The sequence below is a fragment of the Streptomyces sp. NBC_00459 genome, from assembly GCF_036013955.1.
Taxonomy (GTDB): Bacteria; Actinomycetota; Actinomycetes; order Streptomycetales; family Streptomycetaceae; genus Streptomyces.
The window spans coordinates 7,156,526-7,174,512 of sequence record NZ_CP107903.1; the positions used below are offsets into that span (position 1 = coordinate 7,156,526).

At 70.1% G+C, this 17,987-nt stretch carries 15 protein-coding genes; 9 read left to right on the forward strand and 6 right to left on the reverse strand.

The genetic code is table 11. The features are described 5' to 3' along the window. Positions 1 to 4: 4 nt before the first annotated feature. Complete coding sequence (locus OHN74_RS31795; protein ID WP_327700350.1) at positions 5 to 1,183, reverse strand: serine hydrolase domain-containing protein; 1,179 nt, start codon at positions 1,181 to 1,183, stop codon at positions 5 to 7. 294 nt (positions 1,184 to 1,477) lie between these two features. Between OHN74_RS31795 and OHN74_RS31800 the strand changes: the two genes are divergently transcribed. Further along, positions 1,478 to 3,178: an RNA polymerase sigma factor gene (locus OHN74_RS31800; protein ID WP_327697997.1), complete on the forward strand. Its 1,701-nt coding sequence runs from the start codon at positions 1,478 to 1,480 to the stop codon at positions 3,176 to 3,178. A 28-nt stretch (positions 3,179 to 3,206) separates the two neighbouring features. Here the strand turns inward: OHN74_RS31800 and OHN74_RS31805 are convergent, their stop codons facing one another. Continuing rightward, entirely contained in the window at positions 3,207 to 3,890 is a 684-nt protein-coding gene (locus OHN74_RS31805) for a glycerophosphodiester phosphodiesterase (protein WP_327697998.1), read from the reverse strand. 37 nt (positions 3,891 to 3,927) lie between these two features. Then, positions 3,928 to 4,992, reverse strand: coding sequence for an adenosine deaminase (locus tag OHN74_RS31810; RefSeq protein WP_443060480.1), 1,065 nt, complete (start codon positions 4,990 to 4,992; stop codon positions 3,928 to 3,930). Positions 4,993 to 5,210: 218 nt separating this feature from the next. Here OHN74_RS31810 and OHN74_RS31815 point away from each other — a divergent pair, with 218 nt between their 5' ends. Further along, entirely contained in the window at positions 5,211 to 6,224 is a 1,014-nt protein-coding gene (locus tag OHN74_RS31815) for a DUF4190 domain-containing protein (RefSeq protein WP_327697999.1), read from the forward strand. Positions 6,225 to 6,240: 16 nt separating this feature from the next. Here the strand turns inward: OHN74_RS31815 and OHN74_RS31820 are convergent, their stop codons facing one another. Further along, positions 6,241 to 6,897: an NADAR family protein gene (locus OHN74_RS31820; RefSeq protein ID WP_443060481.1), complete on the reverse strand. Its 657-nt coding sequence runs from the start codon at positions 6,895 to 6,897 to the stop codon at positions 6,241 to 6,243. A 177-nt stretch (positions 6,898 to 7,074) separates the two neighbouring features. Here OHN74_RS31820 and OHN74_RS31825 point away from each other — a divergent pair, with 177 nt between their 5' ends. From OHN74_RS31825 to OHN74_RS31855, 7 genes are all read left to right on the forward strand, one after another. Further along, positions 7,075 to 8,598: a gamma-aminobutyraldehyde dehydrogenase gene (locus tag OHN74_RS31825; RefSeq protein ID WP_327698001.1), complete on the forward strand. Its 1,524-nt coding sequence runs from the start codon at positions 7,075 to 7,077 to the stop codon at positions 8,596 to 8,598. Positions 8,599 to 8,655: 57 nt separating this feature from the next. Then, positions 8,656 to 9,903, forward strand: a complete 1,248-nt coding sequence (locus tag OHN74_RS31830; RefSeq protein ID WP_327698002.1) for a polyamine ABC transporter substrate-binding protein — start codon at positions 8,656 to 8,658, stop codon at positions 9,901 to 9,903. A gap of 53 nt (positions 9,904 to 9,956) precedes the next feature. Then, on the forward strand, positions 9,957 to 11,120 hold the full coding sequence (locus OHN74_RS31835) for an ABC transporter ATP-binding protein (RefSeq protein ID WP_327698003.1): 1,164 nt from the start codon (positions 9,957 to 9,959) through the stop codon (positions 11,118 to 11,120). Continuing rightward, the gene (locus OHN74_RS31840) at positions 11,120 to 12,046 is read left to right on the forward strand and encodes an ABC transporter permease (RefSeq protein ID WP_327698004.1); all 927 of its coding nucleotides are present in this window, start codon (positions 11,120 to 11,122) and stop codon (positions 12,044 to 12,046) included. The genes OHN74_RS31835 and OHN74_RS31840 overlap by 1 nt, the downstream gene beginning before the upstream one ends. Further along, positions 12,047 to 12,862 (forward strand): ABC transporter permease, encoded by an 816-nt coding sequence (locus OHN74_RS31845; protein ID WP_327698005.1) that lies wholly within the window; start codon positions 12,047 to 12,049, stop codon positions 12,860 to 12,862. It abuts the gene before it with no gap. A 48-nt stretch (positions 12,863 to 12,910) separates the two neighbouring features. Further along, the gene (locus OHN74_RS31850; protein WP_327698006.1) at positions 12,911 to 14,344 is read left to right on the forward strand and encodes an NAD(P)/FAD-dependent oxidoreductase; all 1,434 of its coding nucleotides are present in this window, start codon (positions 12,911 to 12,913) and stop codon (positions 14,342 to 14,344) included. A 173-nt stretch (positions 14,345 to 14,517) separates the two neighbouring features. Then, complete coding sequence (locus OHN74_RS31855; protein ID WP_327698007.1) at positions 14,518 to 14,970, forward strand: hypothetical protein; 453 nt, start codon at positions 14,518 to 14,520, stop codon at positions 14,968 to 14,970. A gap of 336 nt (positions 14,971 to 15,306) precedes the next feature. Here OHN74_RS31855 and OHN74_RS31860 read toward each other — a convergent pair whose 3' ends face one another. Both OHN74_RS31860 and gabT read right to left on the reverse strand, forming a co-directional pair. After that, a complete protein-coding gene (locus tag OHN74_RS31860) occupies positions 15,307 to 15,978 on the reverse strand; it encodes a phosphatase PAP2 family protein (protein WP_327698008.1) in 672 nt (223 codons plus the stop codon). A 338-nt stretch (positions 15,979 to 16,316) separates the two neighbouring features. Next, positions 16,317 to 17,675: a 4-aminobutyrate--2-oxoglutarate transaminase gene (gene gabT / locus OHN74_RS31865; RefSeq protein ID WP_327698009.1), complete on the reverse strand. Its 1,359-nt coding sequence runs from the start codon at positions 17,673 to 17,675 to the stop codon at positions 16,317 to 16,319. Between the last annotated feature and the right edge of the window lie 312 nt (positions 17,676 to 17,987).

The window sequence follows — 17,987 nt, forward strand, 5'->3', positions numbered from 1 at the left end:
CATGTCACGGTGTGAAGGCCGCCTGCACGATGCGCGCCGCGACGGGATTCATGCCCTGGCCCTTCGCGTCGGTCGAGTTGACGCTGTAGACGAGGGTGCGGGACAGATCGCGGGTGGCGGCGATGACCGTGTTGTAGCCCCACCGGCCGCCCGACTTCAACCACAACTCCGTGCCGTCGGGGGTGACATACCGCTGGAGACCCGCGCTCATCGTGGCACCGGGCACCCCGGCCGGGAGGGTGAGCATCTCCTTCAGCTGCGGCCGCGGTACGACCCGCCCGCGGAACAGGGCGGTCAGGAACCGCTCCAGATCCGCCGTCGTGGAGATCATGTTGCCCGCCGCCCAGCCGTCCGTGGTTCCCCACACCGTGACATCGCGGTACTCCGTTGTGCCGTCCGCGCGCGCCACCGCCTGGTAGCCGTGGTTGTGCGGCCCCCGGATGTCCGGGTCGGCGCCGGGGAAGTAGGTGTTGCGCATGCCCAGTGGGGCGAGGATCCGGCGGGCCGTCTCCCGCTCGTAAGAGTGGCCGGTGACCCGCTCGACCAGCAGCCCGAGCACGGTGTAGTTGATGTTGAGGTAGTGCTGCTCGGTGCCCGGCGCGAACTCGGGCTTCTTGGCGGTGGCCGAGACGACCGTCTCGCGGGGCGAGTGGAGGTCGAAGCGGTGTGCGTACCACTCCTCGAAGTTCGTACCGGTGCCGTCGGCGGCCGGGATGCCGCTTGTGTGGTTCAGGAGTTGGCGCACGGTCACGTGTCCGTACGCGCCGGGGATCAGGTCCGGAAGGTAGTGCCGGGCCGGCCGGCCGAGGTCCAGCTCGCCCTCCGCCGCGAGTTGGAGCACGACCGCCGCCGTGACCACCTTTGTCGTCGATCCCACCCGGAAACGGGCGTCCGGGTCCGCCGCCCGCCCGCTCACCAGGTCGTGCACCCCCGCGCTGCCGCGCCAGACACCGCCGGTGCCCCCGACCCGGACGAGAGCCGCCGTCGCGTCCGCGTCCGGTAACCCGGCGAGTGCGGCACGCAGCGCCTCGGCGTCCGGTGCCGAGCCCCGTGCGCTCGCCGGGGTGGAGACGGAGGCGGCCGACGCGGGGGTGGCAAGGGCGCAGGCCGGCAGGGCCAGGCTGAGCGTGAGGACGGTCGCGAGTGCTGTGGTGCGGGCGGGGTGGTGCGTGCGCATGCGCATCGGCTGCTCCTGCTGGTGGCGGCTGGTGTCGATGCTCACATCCTTGATCCTTTCGCGGTGACGGGGATCGTCGCCGAGGATGACGCCGACCCTGGTCCTGGCCCGAGGCCAACTGGCGTACCGCGTCCGGATCTTGTCGGGGATCGCACCTAGGGCCCGTGCCCCGGGCGGCCCGCGCGGGGCCAAAAACTGTTATCGCGGACGCCCTCGATCCGTCTCCTCGGGGCGACCTGGCGGGGGACCGGTGTGCAACAGGGCGACGTAAGGTGCACACACGTACGAGAAAGGGCTTTTGTGGACGGGCGCCAGTGGAGTTCCACCATCGCTGCGGCGCAGGCCGGTGACCGGCGGGCGCTGGACGAACTGGTCGCGGGCTGGTTGCCGCTGGTCTACAACATCGTCGGCCGGGCCCTGAACGGTCACGCGGACGTCGACGACGTCGTGCAGGAGACCATGCTCCGGGCCGTCGACAACCTCGGCTCACTGCGCGACCCGGACAGCTTCCGGTCGTGGCTCGTCGCGATCGCGATGCGGCAGATCCGGGACCGCGCGCGCCGCCGTACGACCGACTCCCTGCGTGACGAGACCGCCGACGGAGCGGCCGACTTCGCCGAACTCACCGTACTGAGGCTCCAGTTGGAGGGGCAGCGACGTGAGGTCGCGGAGGCTGTGCGCTGGCTCGACGACGAGGACCGGCAGCTGCTGTCCCTGTGGTGGCTGGAGGTCGCGGGCGAACTCACCCGGCGTGAGCTGGCGGCTGCCGTCGGCATCAGCCGGCAGCACGCCGCCGTCCGCGTCCAGCGGATGAAGGAGCGCCTGGAGGCCTCGCGCGGAATCGTACGGGCGCTCGACGGTGCCTGTCTCGAACTGCGGGAACTGACCGTCCGCTGGGACGGCGACCCGGACTCCGTGTGGCGCAAGCGGCTGGCCAGGCACATCAGGGGGTGCGCCGACTGCGCGAGCCCGGGCGAGGCGGTCGTCGTACCGGCGGAACGGCTCCTCGTCGGCATCGCGCTCGTCCCGCTGCCCGTCGGCTTCACCCTGTCGCTGGCCTTCGGCGGCAAGACGGCCGTCGCCGCCACCGGCTCCGCTTCCGTCGGCTGGTCGGGCAAGGTGCTCGGCGCCCTGACCAAGCCGGCCGTCGCCCTGAGCGCCGGGGCGACGATCGTCGCGGGCGGCGCGTACGTCATGACGTACCCCGCAAAGGACCCGCCGCCGGCCGTCGCGGCCCCCACCGCCCGCCCTCAGCCCCAGGCGCCGACCACCTCCCCGCCCCGGTCCCCGTCGGCATCCCCTTCCCCCTCCTCTTCCGCCTCCCCTTCTGTCCCGGCGTCTCCCAGTCCGTCGGCGACGCGGCCGAAGCCGGACCTGTACGGCACGGTCGTCGACGCCGTCGACACGGCACCCGACCCGAACGCGCGGCCCGCCGCCCTCCCGCGGCGGCCCGAGGCCGGACTCACCAGCACCGGCGGCGCGCACGCCACCATGAACCATCGCGGGGACAGCGTGACGCTCACCGGTCAGGGCTATGTCCTCGTCCGCTGGCAGATATCGCCGCAGTACCGGTCCGGCAGCCTGGTCATGCCGGCCTGGACCGGTTTGAAGGGTCGGCTCTTCCACGTGGCCTCCGGCGGTGGCCGCCGTATGGACGACCGGGTCAGCGACACCGACAGTTCCGCCACCGGCATGGGCAACTCGACCACCGGCTACGCCGTCCCGCCGGCCGGTACCCAGCAGATGTGGCAGAACGAGTACTTCTACGTCGACGGCAGCGTCACCCTCACCGTGAACGAACGGGGCGCCGACTACGGCCTGAACGTCTTCCCGACGGCCTGGGACAAGGTGGAGGACGACGTGACCAGCGGACCCCCCGAGGGCGCGACGCGCTACGGCCTGGTCCGCGACACCGGCAAGGACGACACCCCCGTCCCGCAGTACGCCACCCGGGCCACCCCGGCCGACCCGGCGACCGTGCCTCAGGAGTCCCGCGTGTAGGACGCCGTCCCCGAAGGCCCGGGCACCCTCATCCCTTCCGCAGCGCGCACAGCGCGTCGATCCGGTTGGTGGTGATCGAGTCGACGCCGGCGTCCAGCAGCCGCCGCATGGAACGGCGGGTGTCCGGAGTCCACACCGACAGCAGATGACCGTCCCGGTGCACCCGCGCGGTGAGTCTCCGGTCGACCAGGGTGAAGCGGTAGTTGAGCCAGCGCGGACGTACCGCCGCGAGCAGGGCGGGACGCGGCGGTGCGACGCTCTTCCAGGTCAGGGCGATCTCGGCGGACGGGTCCGCCGCGCGCACCGCGAGCATCGCCGGGGCGTCCGCGCAGTAGTACACGCGGTCCTCCGCCGCGCACTCCCGGACCATGTCCGTCACCCGCCGTACCGCCCGCGCGTCGGGCGAGCCCGGCAGATCGATCATCACCCGGCTGCCCTCGGTCACGGCCAGCGCCTCCGCGAGCGTCGGCACCCCGCCCTCCGTCAGCCCGCGCACCTCGGCCGCCGACAGCACGGCCAGCGGCCGGTCCCGCTCCCACAGCCGCTTCAGCGTCGCGTCGTGCAACAGCACGGGCACGCCGTCCCGGGTCAGCCGTACGTCGATCTCGACCGCGTCCGCGCCCTGGTCGAGCGCGGAACGCAGCGAGTCGGTCGTGTTCTCGCGGAAGCGGTAGGGGTCGCCGCGATGAGCCACGGCGGTCACGTTCTGCATGGGCCCATTGTGCTGGGGCGGGGGGTGGTGACGTGCCTCAGGGGGCGAGCCATGCCGAGGTGTACGTGTCGATCTCGGCGGCCAGCGCAGCCTTGCCCGCCGGGTCGAGGAAAGAGGCCTCGACGGCGTTCTTGGCGAGGTCGGCGATACCCCACTCGTCGAGGTCGAGCAGCCGGGCGGCGACCGCGTACTCGCTGTTGAGGTCGGTGCCGAACATCGGCGGGTCGTCGGAGTTGATCGTGACGAGGACGCCGGCCCGCACGAACTCCTTGAGGGGGTGCTCGTCGAGCGTACGGACCGCGCGCGTGGCGATGTTGGAGGTCGGGCAGACCTCCAGGGCGATGCGCTGCTCGGCGAGATGGGCGAGCAGTTCGGGGTCCTGCGCGGAACTCGTACCGTGCCCGATGCGTTCTGCGCGCAGGTGGTTCAGCGCGTCCCAGACCGTCTCCGGGCCGGTGGTCTCGCCCGCGTGCGGCACCGACCGCAGGCCGGCGGCGATCGCCCGGTCGAAGTACGGCTTGAACTGCGGCCTGGGTACGCCGATCTCGGGCCCGCCGAGCCCGAACGAGACCAGCCCCTCCGGGCGCAGCCGGTCGTCGGTGGCGAGCCGCACCGTCTCCTCGGCCGATTCGAGCCCGGCCTCGCCCGGGATGTCGAAGCACCAGCGCAGTACGGTCCCGAACTCGGCCTCGGCCGACTTCCGGGCGTCCTCGATCGCGTCCATGAAGGCGCGCGCGTCGATGCCGCGGCGGGTGGAGGAGAACGGGGTGACGGTCAGCTCGGCGTACCGGATCTGCTGCCGGGCCATGTCCCGGGCGATCTCGTACGTCAGCAGCCGGACGTCCTCGGGCGTGCGGATGAGGTCCACGACGGACAGGTACACCTTGATGAAGTGGGCGAAGTCCGTGAACGTGAAGAAGTCCGCCAGGGCCTCGGGATCGGTGGGCACCTGGGAGTCGGGGTGGCGGGCGGCCAGCTGCGAGACGATCCGGGGGGAGGCGGAGCCCACGTGGTGGACGTGCAGTTCGGCCTTGGGCAGCCCGGCGATGAAGGCGTGCGGGTCGGGGGCAGCGGCTGCGGCAGACTGGTGGTGGTCGCTCAAGGGTTCCTCCCCGGGAACGGCGCCCCGGATCGTGCGACGGTCGGCGGGACGCGGGTGATCGGCTGATCGATGACTCGGGGATCATCGTAGGCCGGGCCCGTGGGGAGACGCCCGTGGATTCCGTCGGGCGGGGCCGGGCGGGGAGGCCGGAGGTGCCCCGTCGCCCTGTGATCGCGGCCCGTAGCATGACGGAACGCACGAACGAGGGGACCCCACGCATGTCCGACGCCGCGCAGCCGCCGCACCCACCGGAGAACCTCCCTGTGGAAGGGGCGAGTTCCGAGGGCGCGGCGACCGGTGAATCCGTCAGCGAAAGCCCCGCGAACGGCACACCTGCGCGGGTCCCGCTGGACAAGCCTCCGGCCGGGTCCGCCGCCGGGGGAACCACGGCAGGTTCCGAACCCGAGTTCGATCCCTGGGCGCCCCCGGCGGAGGACACCCCTCGCTCGGGTTCCGCCCCTGAGGGACCCGGCAGCACGGTGTTCTGGAACAACGGCGACACCACCCCGCCACCCGCCACCGTCCACGACCACCCCACGGTCACCTCGACGCCGGCGGCCACCACGCCCCCGCCGGGCGCCCACTCGGGCCCGCCCGCACCTCAGGCCTCCCAGCCCTGGGCGAACCCGTTCGCCGCGCCCGGAGCTCCGGCGGCCGGGACCCCGCAGGACAACCCCTTCGCGCCCCCCGCTCCGCACTCCTCCTACGCCCGGCCCGCCGCACCCGGCGAGCCGGTCCCCCCGCCGCCCATAGCACCCGACGGCCCCGGACCGGCCCCATACGGCTACCCCGCCTACCCGGCCTACCCGTCCCAGGAGGGCTACGGCTATCCGCAGCAGGCCGGATACGCCGTTGCCGGGCCCGCGCAGCCCGCGCCCCCGATGTACGGCGGCGCTCCCGGCTACGGCTGGGCCCCCATGGCGCCCCAGCCGATGAACGGCATGGGTACGGCCTCGCTCGTGGTCGGCATCGTCTCCGCTGTCTTCTTCTGCCTCTGGCCGCTGGCGATCATCCTGGGCATCCTCGCCGTGGTGTTCGGCCTGATCGCCCGTGGCAGGGCCCGCCGGGGCCAGGCGACCAACGGGGGCCAGGCGCTGGCCGGGATCATCTGCGGTGGCGTCGCCATCATCCTCGCCGTGATGTTCGGCGTCCTCTTCATCGTGGTCGGCGACGAGGGGTCCGCCGACGACATCGACGGCAGCTACTCGACCTTCCTGTCCCAGCAGGTCTGAGGACCCGTCGCCCGGATCACGCCTGGGCCGCGCCTCCAGCGGTACGCCAACCCACCCGCAGCCGCTCCCGTGCCGCCATCAGGGCGAACCCCAGCAGGTTCGGCCCCCGCCACCGCTCGGGGTCCAGCGCCGCCTCGTCGTCCGCGGCCAGGCCGATGCCCCAGACACGGTCCACCGGGCTCGCCTCCACCAGCACCCGCTCGCCCGTGCCCAGCAGAAACCCGCCCAGATCACTGTGCGCGGTGAACTTGTGGACGCTGCCCTCGACCACGATCCCGAACCGTTCGCGCTCCCATACTGCCTGGTCGAAGCCGCGCACGAGCCGGCCTGCCTTCTTCGCCAGGGCCGGGTTCGGTGCCGTGATCGCCTGCCGCTCCGCCTCCGCGTCCTCGAACAGGCGGGCCTTGGCGGCCATCATCCAGTGCTCGGCCGTCGCGTACTCCACCCCGTCGACCGAGAACGCGGCCGGCCACCACTGGCTGAGACAGCTCGGCCCCACACGGCCGTCCGGGCGTGGTCGGTGCCCCCAGAAGTGCAGGTACTTGACCCGGGCCCCGGCACGGACTTCCCTGGTCAGGGCCTCCAACGAATCGATCTGCCCCGACTGCTCCGGCTTCTCCCTATCACCCAAGATTTTCCCCATGCACGCGAGTCTGGCATCCACCACTGACATCGCGTCCTCCCATTTCCCGTCCGGCTGGACACCTGGTCGACAGATTCCGTCGCGTAACCAAATGGCAACAACGGAATCACTTGTTGGAGTCCACTTACTCTGTCAGGATCGGCACTCAAATCGACCTGGAGCTACGTTGACCCCCGCGGTTCGGGGTGGGTGACGGAGGAGAGCGACATGCACAATCCGGGCCATCGCTTCCCGGCACAGGAGCGGCTCGCGGCCGGCGCGCAGTACATCGCGGGCCGCCTGACCCGCGGCACCTCCGGCCGTACGCACGCGGTCGTCGACCCCGCCACCGGCGAGGCGGTCTACACGTACGAGCTGGCCGGTCACGACGACGTGGACGCCGCCGTCGCCGCCGCGCGCGCGGCCTTCCCGGCCTGGGCCGGGGCCACCCCGGGCGAGCGTTCCGACGCACTGCACCGCTTCGCCGCCGTCCTCGCCGAGCGCGCCGAGGAATTCGCGCGCGCCGAGTCCCTCCAGTGCGGCAAGCCGCTCAAGCTGACCCGCGAGTTCGACGTGCCGGGCACGATCGACAACACCGCCTTCTTCGCCGGAGCCGCCCGGCACCTCCAGGGGCAGTCGGCCGGGGAGTACTCCGGTGACCACACCTCGTACGTCCGCCGGGAACCCATCGGTGTCGTCGGGTCCATCGCGCCCTGGAACTATCCCCTCCAGATGGCCGCCTGGAAGATCCTGCCGGCCATCGCGGCGGGCAACACGATCGTGCTCAAGCCCGCCGAGCTGACCCCGCTGACCTCGCTCCTCTTCGCCGAGGCGGCCACCGCGGCCGGAATCCCGGACGGGGTGATCAATGTCGTCACCGGGACCGGCAGGGAAGCCGGTGAGTATCTCGTCGGGCATCCCGATGTCGTCATGACGTCCTTCACCGGATCCACCGCCGTCGGCAAGCGCGTCGCCGAGGTCGCCACAGCCACCGTCAAGCGGCTCCATCTGGAACTGGGCGGCAAGGCACCCTTCGTCGTCTTCGACGACGCCGATCTCGACGCGGCCGTCAACGGCGCCGTCGCGGGCGCCCTCATCAACACCGGGCAGGACTGCACGGCCGCCACGCGCGCATACGTGCAACGGCCGCTCTACGAGGAGTTCGTCGCGAGAACGGCCGCCCTCATGGAGACCGTCCGGCTCGGTGATCCGTTCGCCCCGGGCACCGACCTCGGGCCGCTCATCTCGCACGCGCAGCGCGACCGGGTCGCCGGGTTCGTCGAGCGGGCGCGTGCCTACGCGCGCGTGGTGGCCGGCGGCGAGGCTCCCCAGGGGGAACTGAAGAGCGGCGCCTACTACCGGCCCACCCTGGTCGTCGACGCCGCCCAGGACAGCGAGATCGTCCAGTCCGAGATCTTCGGGCCCGTGCTCGTCGTCCTCCCGTTCGACAGCGACGACGACGGCATCCGGCTCGCCAACGACACGCCCTACGGTCTCGCCGCCTCCGCCTGGAGCCGGGACGTCTACCGGGCGAACCGCGCCACCCGCGAGATCAAGGCGGGCTGCGTGTGGGTCAACGACCACATTCCGATCATCAGCGAGATGCCCCACGGGGGTTACAAGGCGTCCGGCTTCGGCAAGGACATGTCCACGTACTCGTTCGATGAGTACACGCAGATCAAGCACGTCATGTTCGACAACACCGCGGTTGCCCGCAAGGACTGGCACCGCACGATCTTCGGGGACCGCTGACAGGACACAGGCCGACCGACCAGCGGCCGCACACCCTCCCGAAAGGGCATCACGCGCATGGAGCAGTACGAGCCCGACCGCCTTTCCCCGGCCCAGGTGGCCGCCATGCGGCGCAGCTTCCGCAATGGCAGGGCCGCCCTGACCCGCCGGTCCCTGCTGCGCGCCTCCGCGGGCGGCGCCCTGGTCGCCGGCGGCCTCGGTGCGCTGACCGGCTGTGGCATCCCCGCGGCCGGCAAGACCGCGGGAGGCGTCTCCGCGGACGACCACTCGGCCAAGGAGAAGACCGTCAACTTCTCCAACTGGACCGAGTACATGGACGTCGACGAGAGCGAGAAGCACCACCCCACGCTCGACGCGTTCACCGAGCGGACCGGCATCAAGGTCAAGTACACCGAGGACATCAACGACAACGTCGAGTTCTTCGGCAAGATCAAACCGCAGCTCGCGGCGGGCCAGGACACCGGCCGGGACATCATCGTCCTCACCGACTGGCTGGCCGGCCGGCTGATCCGGCTCGGCTGGGTCCAGAAACTGGACGCCTCGAACCTCCCGCACGCCTTCGCGAACCTGTCGGAGCAGTTCCGCAGCCCCGACTGGGACCCGGGGCGCGCCTACTCCTACCCCTGGCAGGGGATCTCGACCGTCATCGCCTACAACAAGAAGGCGCTGGACGGCGTCGAGGTGAAGTCGGTCTCCGACATGCTCGACAACCCCAAGCTGAAGGGGCGCGTCGGGTTCCTCTCCGAGATGCGCGACAGCATCGGTATGACCCTGCTCGACATGGGCAAGGACCCGGCGAAGTTCACCGACGACGACTACGACGCGGCCGTCGCCCGGCTCCAGAAGGCCGTCGACAAGGGCCAGATCCGCCGCTTCTCCGGCAACGACTACACGGCCGACCTGACCTCGGGCGACTTCGCCGCCTGTATCGCCTGGGCCGGTGACGTGGTCCAGCTCAAGGCGGACAGCCCGGACATCGACTTCATCATCCCGGACAGCGGCTACATCACGTCGAGCGACAACATGCTGATCCCCAACAAGGCTCGCCACAAGACGAACGCCGAGCGGCTCATGGACTACTACTACGAGCCCCAGCCGGCCGCCGAACTGGCCGCCTACATCAACTACGTGTGTCCGGTCGACGGAGTGAAGCCGTACCTCGCGAAGATCGACAAGGACGCGGCGGACAACCCGCTGATCATTCCCGACGCGGCGATGGCCGCGAAGTCCCACGCCTTCCGGTTGCTGAGCCAGAAGGAAGAGACGGCGTACGAGGAGAAGTTCGCGAAGTTGACAGGGGCGTAGCACCGCCTGCCCCCAGCGCTGCGAAACCCCTCCGACTCCCCAAGGACCACACCATGACCAGCACAGCAGCAGACCACGGCGGCGACGTCCGTCTCTCCGGGATCAGCAAGACCTACGGCTCCTTCACCGCCGTACACCCCCTAGACCTCACCGTCCCGCAGGGCTCCTTCTTCGCCCTGCTCGGTGCCTCCGGCTGCGGGAAGACCACGACCCTGCGGATGATCGCCGGCCTGGAGGAACCTTCCTCCGGCACTGTCTTCCTGGGCGACCAGGAGGTCACGAACCTGCCGCCGTACAAGCGGCCGGTGAACACGGTCTTCCAGTCGTACGCACTCTTCCCGCACCTCGACATCTTCGAGAACGTCGCCTTCGGCCTGCGCCGGCGCGGCATCAAGTCGGTGAAGAAGCAGGTCGAGGACATGCTGGAGCTCGTACAGCTCGGGGAGCAGGCGCGCAAGAAACCGCACCAGCTCTCCGGCGGCCAGCAGCAGCGGGTCGCCGTGGCCCGCGCGCTGATCAACACCCCCAGGGTGCTGCTCCTCGACGAACCCCTCGGCGCCCTCGACCTCAAGCTGCGCCGCCAGATGCAGCTTGAGCTGAAGCGCATCCAGACCGAGGTCGGCATCACCTTCGTCCATGTCACGCACGACCAGGAGGAGGCCATGACGATGGCCGACACGGTCGCCGTGATGAACGCGGGCCGGGTCGAGCAGCTCGGGTCGCCCGCCGATCTCTACGAGAACCCGCAGACCACCTTCGTCGCGAACTTCCTCGGCACCTCCAACCTCATCGAGGCCGAGGTCGACGCCAAGAGCGGCGACGAGATCGTCCTCAAGGCGGGCGGCGGCAAGCTCCTGCTCCCCGAGGCCCGATGTTCCGCGCCCACCAGAACCGGCGGCAAGGTGCTGGTCGGGGTCCGCCCCGAGAAGATCTCCCTCACGCACGCGGACGACGCCGGGGACATCCCGGCCGGCCGCAACCGCATCACCGGGAAGATCGCCGCGACCAGTTTCATCGGCGTCTCCACGCAGTACGTCATCGACAGCCCCGTCTGCCCCGAGTTCGAGGTGTACGTCCAGAACATCGACCGCGACGCCAGGCTGACCCCCGGCGCGGAGGTCGTCCTGCATTGGAACCCGGCCCACACCTTCGGCCTGGACGCCGATCAGGACATAGACGCGGGCGTCGGGACGGTCGACGACGAGGCGGCCGTCTGATGGCCACCGCGACCCCCGAAGCGCCGCCCCTGGTTCCGGCGCCGGCGAAGAAGCCCCCGCGCCGAAGAGGCCGCTGGACACCGTACTGGCTGCTCCTGCCCGGCCTTCTCTGGCTGTTCGTGTTCTTCGCGCTGCCGATGGTCTACCAGGCCTCCACGTCCGTGCAGACGGGCTCCCTGGAGGAGGGCTACAAGGTCACCTGGCACTTCGCGACCTACTGGGACGCGCTGACCGACTACTGGCCGCAGTTCCTGCGCTCGGTGCTGTACGCGGGCGCCGCCACGATCCTGTGCCTGGTCCTCGGCTATCCGCTCGCCTATCTGATCGCGTTCCGCGCGGGACGCTGGCGCAACCTGATCATGATCCTGGTGATCGCGCCGTTCTTCACCAGCTTCCTGATCCGTACGCTCGCCTGGAAGACGATCCTCGCGGACGGCGGCCCGGTCGTCGGCGCCCTCAACTCGCTGCACGTCCTGGACGTCACCAGCTGGCTCGGCATCACGGCGGGGGACCGGGTGCTGGCCACGCCGCTCGCGGTGGTCTGCGGTCTGACCTACAACTTCCTGCCGTTCATGATCCTGCCGCTCTACACCTCCCTCGAACGCATCGACGGCAGGCTGCACGAGGCGGCCGGCGACCTCTACGCCAGGCCGTTCACGACGTTCCGCAAGGTCACCTTCCCGCTGTCGATGCCGGGTGTCGTCTCCGGCACGCTGCTGACCTTCATCCCGGCGAGCGGCGACTACGTCAATGCCGACCTGCTCGGCTCCACCGACACCCGCATGATCGGCAACGTCATCCAGACGCAGTTCCTGCGCATCCTCGACTATCCGACGGCCGCCGCCCTCTCCTTCATTCTCATGGCGGCGATCCTCATCATGGTCACCCTCTACATCCGCAAGTCCGGGACGGAGGACCTGGTTTAAATGGCCTTCGTGAACTCGATCGGGCGCTGGCTCAAGAGCCATTTCGTCGTCATCGCGGGACTGATCACCCTCGGATATCTGCTGCTGCCGAACATCGTCGTCACGGTGTTCTCCTTCAACAAACCGAAGGGCCGCTTCAACTACGAGTGGCAGCAGTTCTCGACGGACGCCTGGCGTGACCCCTGCGGGGTCGCCGACATGTGCGGCTCGCTCTCGCTCAGCCTGCGGATCGCCTTCTGGGCGACCATCGGGGCGACCGTCCTCGGCACGATGATCGCCTTCGCGCTGGTGCGGTACCGCTTCCGCGCGCGGGGTGCCGTCAACTCCCTCATCTTCCTCCCCATGGCGATGCCCGAGGTCGTCATGGCGGCCTCGCTGCTCACCCTGTTCCTCAACCTGGGCGCCCAGCTGGGCTTCTGGACGATCCTGATCGCCCACATCATGTTCTGCCTCAGCTTCGTCGTCGTCGCCGTGAAGGCACGCGTGATGTCGATGGACCCACGGCTGGAGGAGGCCGCCCGGGACCTCTACGCGGGCCCGGTGCAGACCTTCGTACGCGTCACCCTGCCCATCGTCGCCCCCGGGATCGCGGCGGGCGCGCTGCTCGCCTTCGCGCTCTCCTTCGACGATTTCATCATCACCAATTTCAACGCGGGCTCGACCGTCACCTTCCCCATGTTCGTCTGGGGCTCGGCGCAGCGCGGAACGCCCGTTCAGATCAATGTCATCGGTACGGCCATGTTCCTGATCGCCGTACTGTTCGTGCTGACCGGAATGGTCATCGGCAACCGCCGAAACCGGCAGAAGAACGCGTAGCCGTTCTCGCTCATTCGTTTTCGCAGTAATTCGTAGGGAGTTGGAATCATGGCCCCAAGCGCCATGACCCATGGAAACGTAAATCGCTGGACCAAGTCTCTTTCCGACGCCCAGCCGGTCGCGTACTGGCTGGACGACCCCGGCAGGCCACACCCCGAGCCCGCTCTCACCGGCGGCGAGAGCTGCGATCTGCTGGTGGTGGGCGGCGGGTACAGCGGGCTGTGGACCGCGCTGATCGCCAAGGAGCGCGACCCGCAGCGGGACGTCGTGCTCGTCGAGGGCCGCGAGGTGGGCTGGGCCGCCTCGGGCCGCAACGGCGGCTTCTGCGCCGCCTCTCTCACCCACGGCCTGGCCAACGGCCTCGCCCGCTGGCCGGACGAGATCCACCGCCTCCAGGAACTCGGCGCGCACAACCTGGACGAGATCGAGAAGTCGGTCGCCCGGCACTCCCTCGACTGCGACTTCGAGCGCACCGGCGAGATCGACGTCGCCACCGAACCGCACCAGGCCACCGAACTCCGCTCCTGGTACGAGGAGTTGGACCGCAAGGGCCTCGCGACCGGCACCGAGTTCCTGGACACGGAAGCGGTACGGGAGCAGGTCGCGTCGCCCACCTTCCTGGCCGGCCTGCACGACCGCACCGGCGTCGCGATGCTCAACCCGGCGAAACTGGCCTGGGGTCTGAAGAGGGCGTGCCTGCGCCTCGGCGTCCGCGTTTACGAGCACACACCGGCGCTCACCCTGCGGCCGTACGGCGCCGGCATGGCCGTACGCACACCGTACGGGTCGGTCCGCGCCCGTCGGATCGCCCTCGGCACGAACATCTTCCCGAGCCTGGTGAAGCGCGTACGGGCGTACACGGTCCCGGTCTACGACTACGCGCTGATGACCGAACCCCTGAGCGAGGGGCAGCTCGCCGACATCGGCTGGCGCAACCGCCAGGGCCTCGGGGACAGCGCCAACCAGTTCCACTACTTCCGGCTGAGCGCCGACAACCGCATCCTGTGGGGCGGCTACGACGCGATCTATCCGTACGGCGGCCGGGTGCGCGCCGAGTACGACGACCGCCCGGAGACCTACGCCAAGCTGGCCGACCACTTCTTCACCTGCTTCCCGCAGCTGGAAGGCGTCCGCTTCACCCACGCGTGGGGCGGCGCGATCGACACCTGCTCGCGCTTCTCGGCGTTCTTCGGCACCGCGCACGGGGGGCGAGTGGCGTATGCGGCGGGGTTCACCGGCCTCGGTGTCGGTGCGACGCGCTTCGGGGCGGACGTGATGCTGGACCTGCTGGCGGGGGAGCGCACGGAGCGTACGTCGTTGGAGATGGTTCGCAGGAAGCCGCTGCCGTTCCCGCCCGAGCCGTTCGCCTGGACGGGCATCGCGCTCACCAAGTGGTCGCTGGCGAGGGCGGACGCGCACGGCGGCAGACGCAACCTGTGGCTGAAGACGATGGACCGGCTGGGGCTCGGGTTCGACAGCTGACAGCTGACGGTCGACGGCGCGTGCGGGTGCGAAGTGATCCACTGGCGTACGCCCAGCTCATCGGCTGTGAGCTGGTTCACTCCCACGGTATGCCGGAACCCGCGTAATGATCCCGGGAAACCTCCCTCTCCCTCGTGACGCGACCAGCGTTCACAGAGAAAGGGAGGTCCCTCATGGCAGGGGCGAAAACGGCGGTCGAGTGGCTGGCGTCCGTTGCTCCGGATCCCGAGGCCTGCCGCTGGGAATGGGAGCGCAATCCCCTAGGGATCGCACTGCTGCCCGCCGGCAAGGCCTGGGACGTACTGATCCTGCGGGGTGAACTCGGCTACCCCACCCTCGACGTCCTCACCCGTGTCATCGACCAACCCGGCCCGGTGCTCGTCGACTTCGGCGACTCCCGGATGGGGTTCTTCGTGCCACCGGGCACCGCGGCCCGATGGCTGGGCACAGGGGTGCGTACGGCGGGACGCGGCACGTGGATCGTCGTCCCGTACCCGGGGCGAGCGACCGGAGGCGTCCGCTGGCTGATCCCGCCGGACGGCTCCGGCACCCTCACCGACCCGGCACTCCTCGAACTGGCCATACACGAGGCGGCGGCGGATCTGGCGACCGACGAAGACAGGTGATGCCGGAGACTCTCGCGGATCTCACGATTCCCGCGTGACCACGCTCTCGTCGGCCGTCCGTGCGGTCGACGCGAACCGTGGACAGGCGGGTGCTCAGGCGTGTCGTGCGGTGTGCCGCACAGCCGACAGATGGGTAACGCCGGGTGGTCGACGGCAACAGGAGCTGCCCTGACGACGGTCGGGCCGACTGCATGCGCCCGCGCGAGCCGGTGAGCCGCGCCGTGACGTACCGGTGAGCGGGCAGATCATCCGGTTGTATGTCACGGCCCACCGGCCGATGCAGGGGTCGGATCCCCGTCCGAGAAGGGGATCGGCCGACGGGACCGGCCGAAGCGATCAGGATGAGGGCCTGCGGGCGAACAGCCGCAGCAGGATCAGCAGCGCCCCGCACAGACACCAGCTGGCCACCACGTCCAGCGGCCAGTGGAACCCCCGGATCACCAGCCCGACGGCGACGGCGGCGTTGAGGGCGAGGCAGCCGGTCAGGACGAGCCGACGGGCGTACGTACGTACCAGCCACGGCAGCAGGAGCAGCGTGGCGGAGCCGTAGGCCACGACGGCCGTCGCGGTGTGACCGGAGGGGTAGAACCCGGTGCCGGGGCCCATGACCGGTGGCCCGGACCGGGCGACCAGCTCCTTCAGCGGTACGACGATCGCGGGCACGGCCGCCATCAGCAGGCCCGCGCCGACCGGTTCCCGCCACCAGCGTTCCGTACCGGCCCGACGCGCGCGCAGACCGACGTACACCAGGACGACGACGAGGACGGGAACGGCGACCACGATGCTGCCGAGGTCGGCGAGGAGCGCCCAGCCGCGGGACGGGTGGACTGCTATGTCGCTGAGGCGTTCGTCCGCGCGGGCGAGGGGGCCGTGGACGGCGACCTGCCAGGTGATCAGCGCGAAGAGGAGGACCGCGAGGGTCAGAAGGGAGAGGAGACTCCGGGAGGTCGTCCGCCCTGGAACAGGGGGGGGAGTTCCAGGGCGGACGATCGGATCGGATCGTCGCACGCCCCGGGGGGTTTGGGGCGGGCGACTGTCCGATCGGTGAGGAGACCCGGAACCAGAAGTTCCGGTTGTGTGCGCGAGGGCACCACCGGATCGAAGCTGGGGAGGCCCCGACCAGGTACCGCCCGCAGTTCCCTGCGGGTGGGGTGTATCTCTCATCTGGATAGAACCTACGTCAGGGGACGGGTCTCGGACAGACAGAATGACATCCCGCCATCCTCCTCGCACACCTTCTTCACACGCTCTGACGGTGCCCCCGCGGGCCCGGAAACAAGCGGAATCCGGGCCGGTCGGCAGACGGGAACGAGTGGGGTGGAGGGGCGGCGGACGCCGAGGACGCGTCAGACGCTGGTGAAGGCCTGCTCGATGATGTCGAGGCCCTCGTTGAGGAGATCGTCGCCGATCACCAGCGGGGGCAGGAAGCGGAGGACGTTGCCGTACGTGCCACAGGTAAGGACCACCAGACCCTCCTGATGGCATGCCTTGGCCAGAGCGGCGGTCGCCTCCGGGTGGGGCTCCTTGGTGGCGCGGTCCTTGACCAGCTCGATGGCGATCATGGCGCCCCGGCCCCGGATGTCGCCGATACTGAATCGGTCGTTGTGGGCGTACTTCTCGGCCATGGCGGTCAGCCGTGCCTTCATGACGGCCTCGATGTGCTTCGCCCTGGCGTTGAGGTCGAGCTCCTTCATCGTCTCGATCGAGCCGAGCGCACCCGCGCAGGCGACCGGGTTTCCGCCGTAGGTGCCACCCAGGCCACCCGCGTGCGCGGCGTCCATGATCTCGGCGCGCCCGGTGACGGCGGCGAGCGGCAGCCCGCCCGCGATGCCCTTGGCGGTGGTGATCAGGTCGGGCACGATGCCCTCGTCCTCGCACGCGAACCACTGCCCGGTCCGGCAGAACCCGGACTGGATCTCGTCGGCGACGAAGACGATGCCGTTGTCGGCGGCGAACTTCCGGATCGCCGGCAGGAAGCCCTTCGCGGGCTCGATGAAGCCGCCCTCGCCGAGCACCGGTTCGATGATGATCGCGGCGACGTTGTCCGCCCCGACCTGCTTGCTGATCTGGTCGACGGCCTGCGCGGCGGCCTCGGGCCCGGCGTTCTCGGGGCCGGTGGGCCAGCGGTAGCCGTAGGCGACGGGTACGCGGTACACCTCGGGCGCGAACGGCCCGAAGCCGTGCTTGTACGGCATGTTCTTGGCGGTGAGGGCCATGGTGAGGTTGGTCCGCCCGTGGTAGCCGTGGTCGAACACGACGACGGCCTGCCGCTTGGTGTAGGCCCGTGCGATCTTCACGGCGTTCTCGACGGCCTCGGCACCACTGTTGAACAGGGCGCTCTTCTTGGCGTGGTCGCCCGGCGTCAGCTCGGCGAGCGCCTCGGCGACCTCGACGTACCCCTCGTACGGCGTGACCATGAAACAGGTGTGCGTGAAGTCGGCGAGCTGGGCGGAGGCCCGGCGCACGACCGCCTCGGCACTGGCGCCGACCGACGTCACGGCGATGCCGGACCCGAAGTCGATCAGCCGGTTCCCGTCGACGTCCTCGATGATCCCGCCGCTCGCCCGAGCCGTGAACACGGGCAGCACCGAGCCGACACCGGCCGCGACGGCGGCGAGACGTCGGGCCTGGAGCTCCTGCGACTTCGGGCCGGGGATCGCGGTGACTACGCGGCGCTCCTGGGGGAGGGGCGGAAGGGCGGTCATGAGGGCTCCTGGGGGCGTTGACGGACGCGGGGCTCGGCCGGTGCGGGGCTGACGCGGGAGATTCGCCGCGGCTCTCCTCGCAGGCTAGGCCTGGGGGGTGGGGGCGGGCATGCACCGTTTGGGAGTGATGGGGGTGTGTCGTTGTCCTTGGTGGACAGTGGCGATCTCTTCGTGCGCGGGAAGAAGCGCGTCGAGTCGTTCTGCCACGATGTCTGAGTCGAACCGTCCATATGTCACCTGCCCGTGGAAGGCCGACCGCTCCGGTCCCGCACGAGTACCAGGGCGCGTGCCTCGCGCGCGGTGATCAGGGAC

Excerpts from the sequence above, each read along its gene's own strand:
- OHN74_RS31820 (WP_443060481.1), bottom strand. The coding sequence starts at position 6,897 with ATGTCAGTGGTGGATGCCAGACTCGCGTGCATGGGGAAAATCTTGGGT.
- OHN74_RS31830 (WP_327698002.1), top strand. The coding sequence starts at position 8,656 with ATGGAGCAGTACGAGCCCGACCGCCTTTCCCCGGCCCAGGTGGCCGCC.
- OHN74_RS31825 (WP_327698001.1), top strand. The coding sequence starts at position 7,075 with ATGCACAATCCGGGCCATCGCTTCCCGGCACAGGAGCGGCTCGCGGCC.
- OHN74_RS31855 (WP_327698007.1), top strand. The coding sequence starts at position 14,518 with ATGGCAGGGGCGAAAACGGCGGTCGAGTGGCTGGCGTCCGTTGCTCCG.
- OHN74_RS31840 (WP_327698004.1), top strand. The coding sequence starts at position 11,120 with ATGGCCACCGCGACCCCCGAAGCGCCGCCCCTGGTTCCGGCGCCGGCG.
- OHN74_RS31815 (WP_327697999.1), top strand. The coding sequence starts at position 5,211 with ATGTCCGACGCCGCGCAGCCGCCGCACCCACCGGAGAACCTCCCTGTG.
- OHN74_RS31805 (WP_327697998.1), bottom strand. The coding sequence starts at position 3,890 with ATGCAGAACGTGACCGCCGTGGCTCATCGCGGCGACCCCTACCGCTTC.
- gabT (WP_327698009.1), bottom strand. The coding sequence starts at position 17,675 with ATGACCGCCCTTCCGCCCCTCCCCCAGGAGCGCCGCGTAGTCACCGCG.
- OHN74_RS31850 (WP_327698006.1), top strand. The coding sequence starts at position 12,911 with ATGGCCCCAAGCGCCATGACCCATGGAAACGTAAATCGCTGGACCAAG.
- OHN74_RS31795 (WP_327700350.1), bottom strand. The coding sequence starts at position 1,183 with ATGCGCATGCGCACGCACCACCCCGCCCGCACCACAGCACTCGCGACC.
- OHN74_RS31835 (WP_327698003.1), top strand. The coding sequence starts at position 9,957 with ATGACCAGCACAGCAGCAGACCACGGCGGCGACGTCCGTCTCTCCGGG.
- OHN74_RS31845 (WP_327698005.1), top strand. The coding sequence starts at position 12,047 with ATGGCCTTCGTGAACTCGATCGGGCGCTGGCTCAAGAGCCATTTCGTC.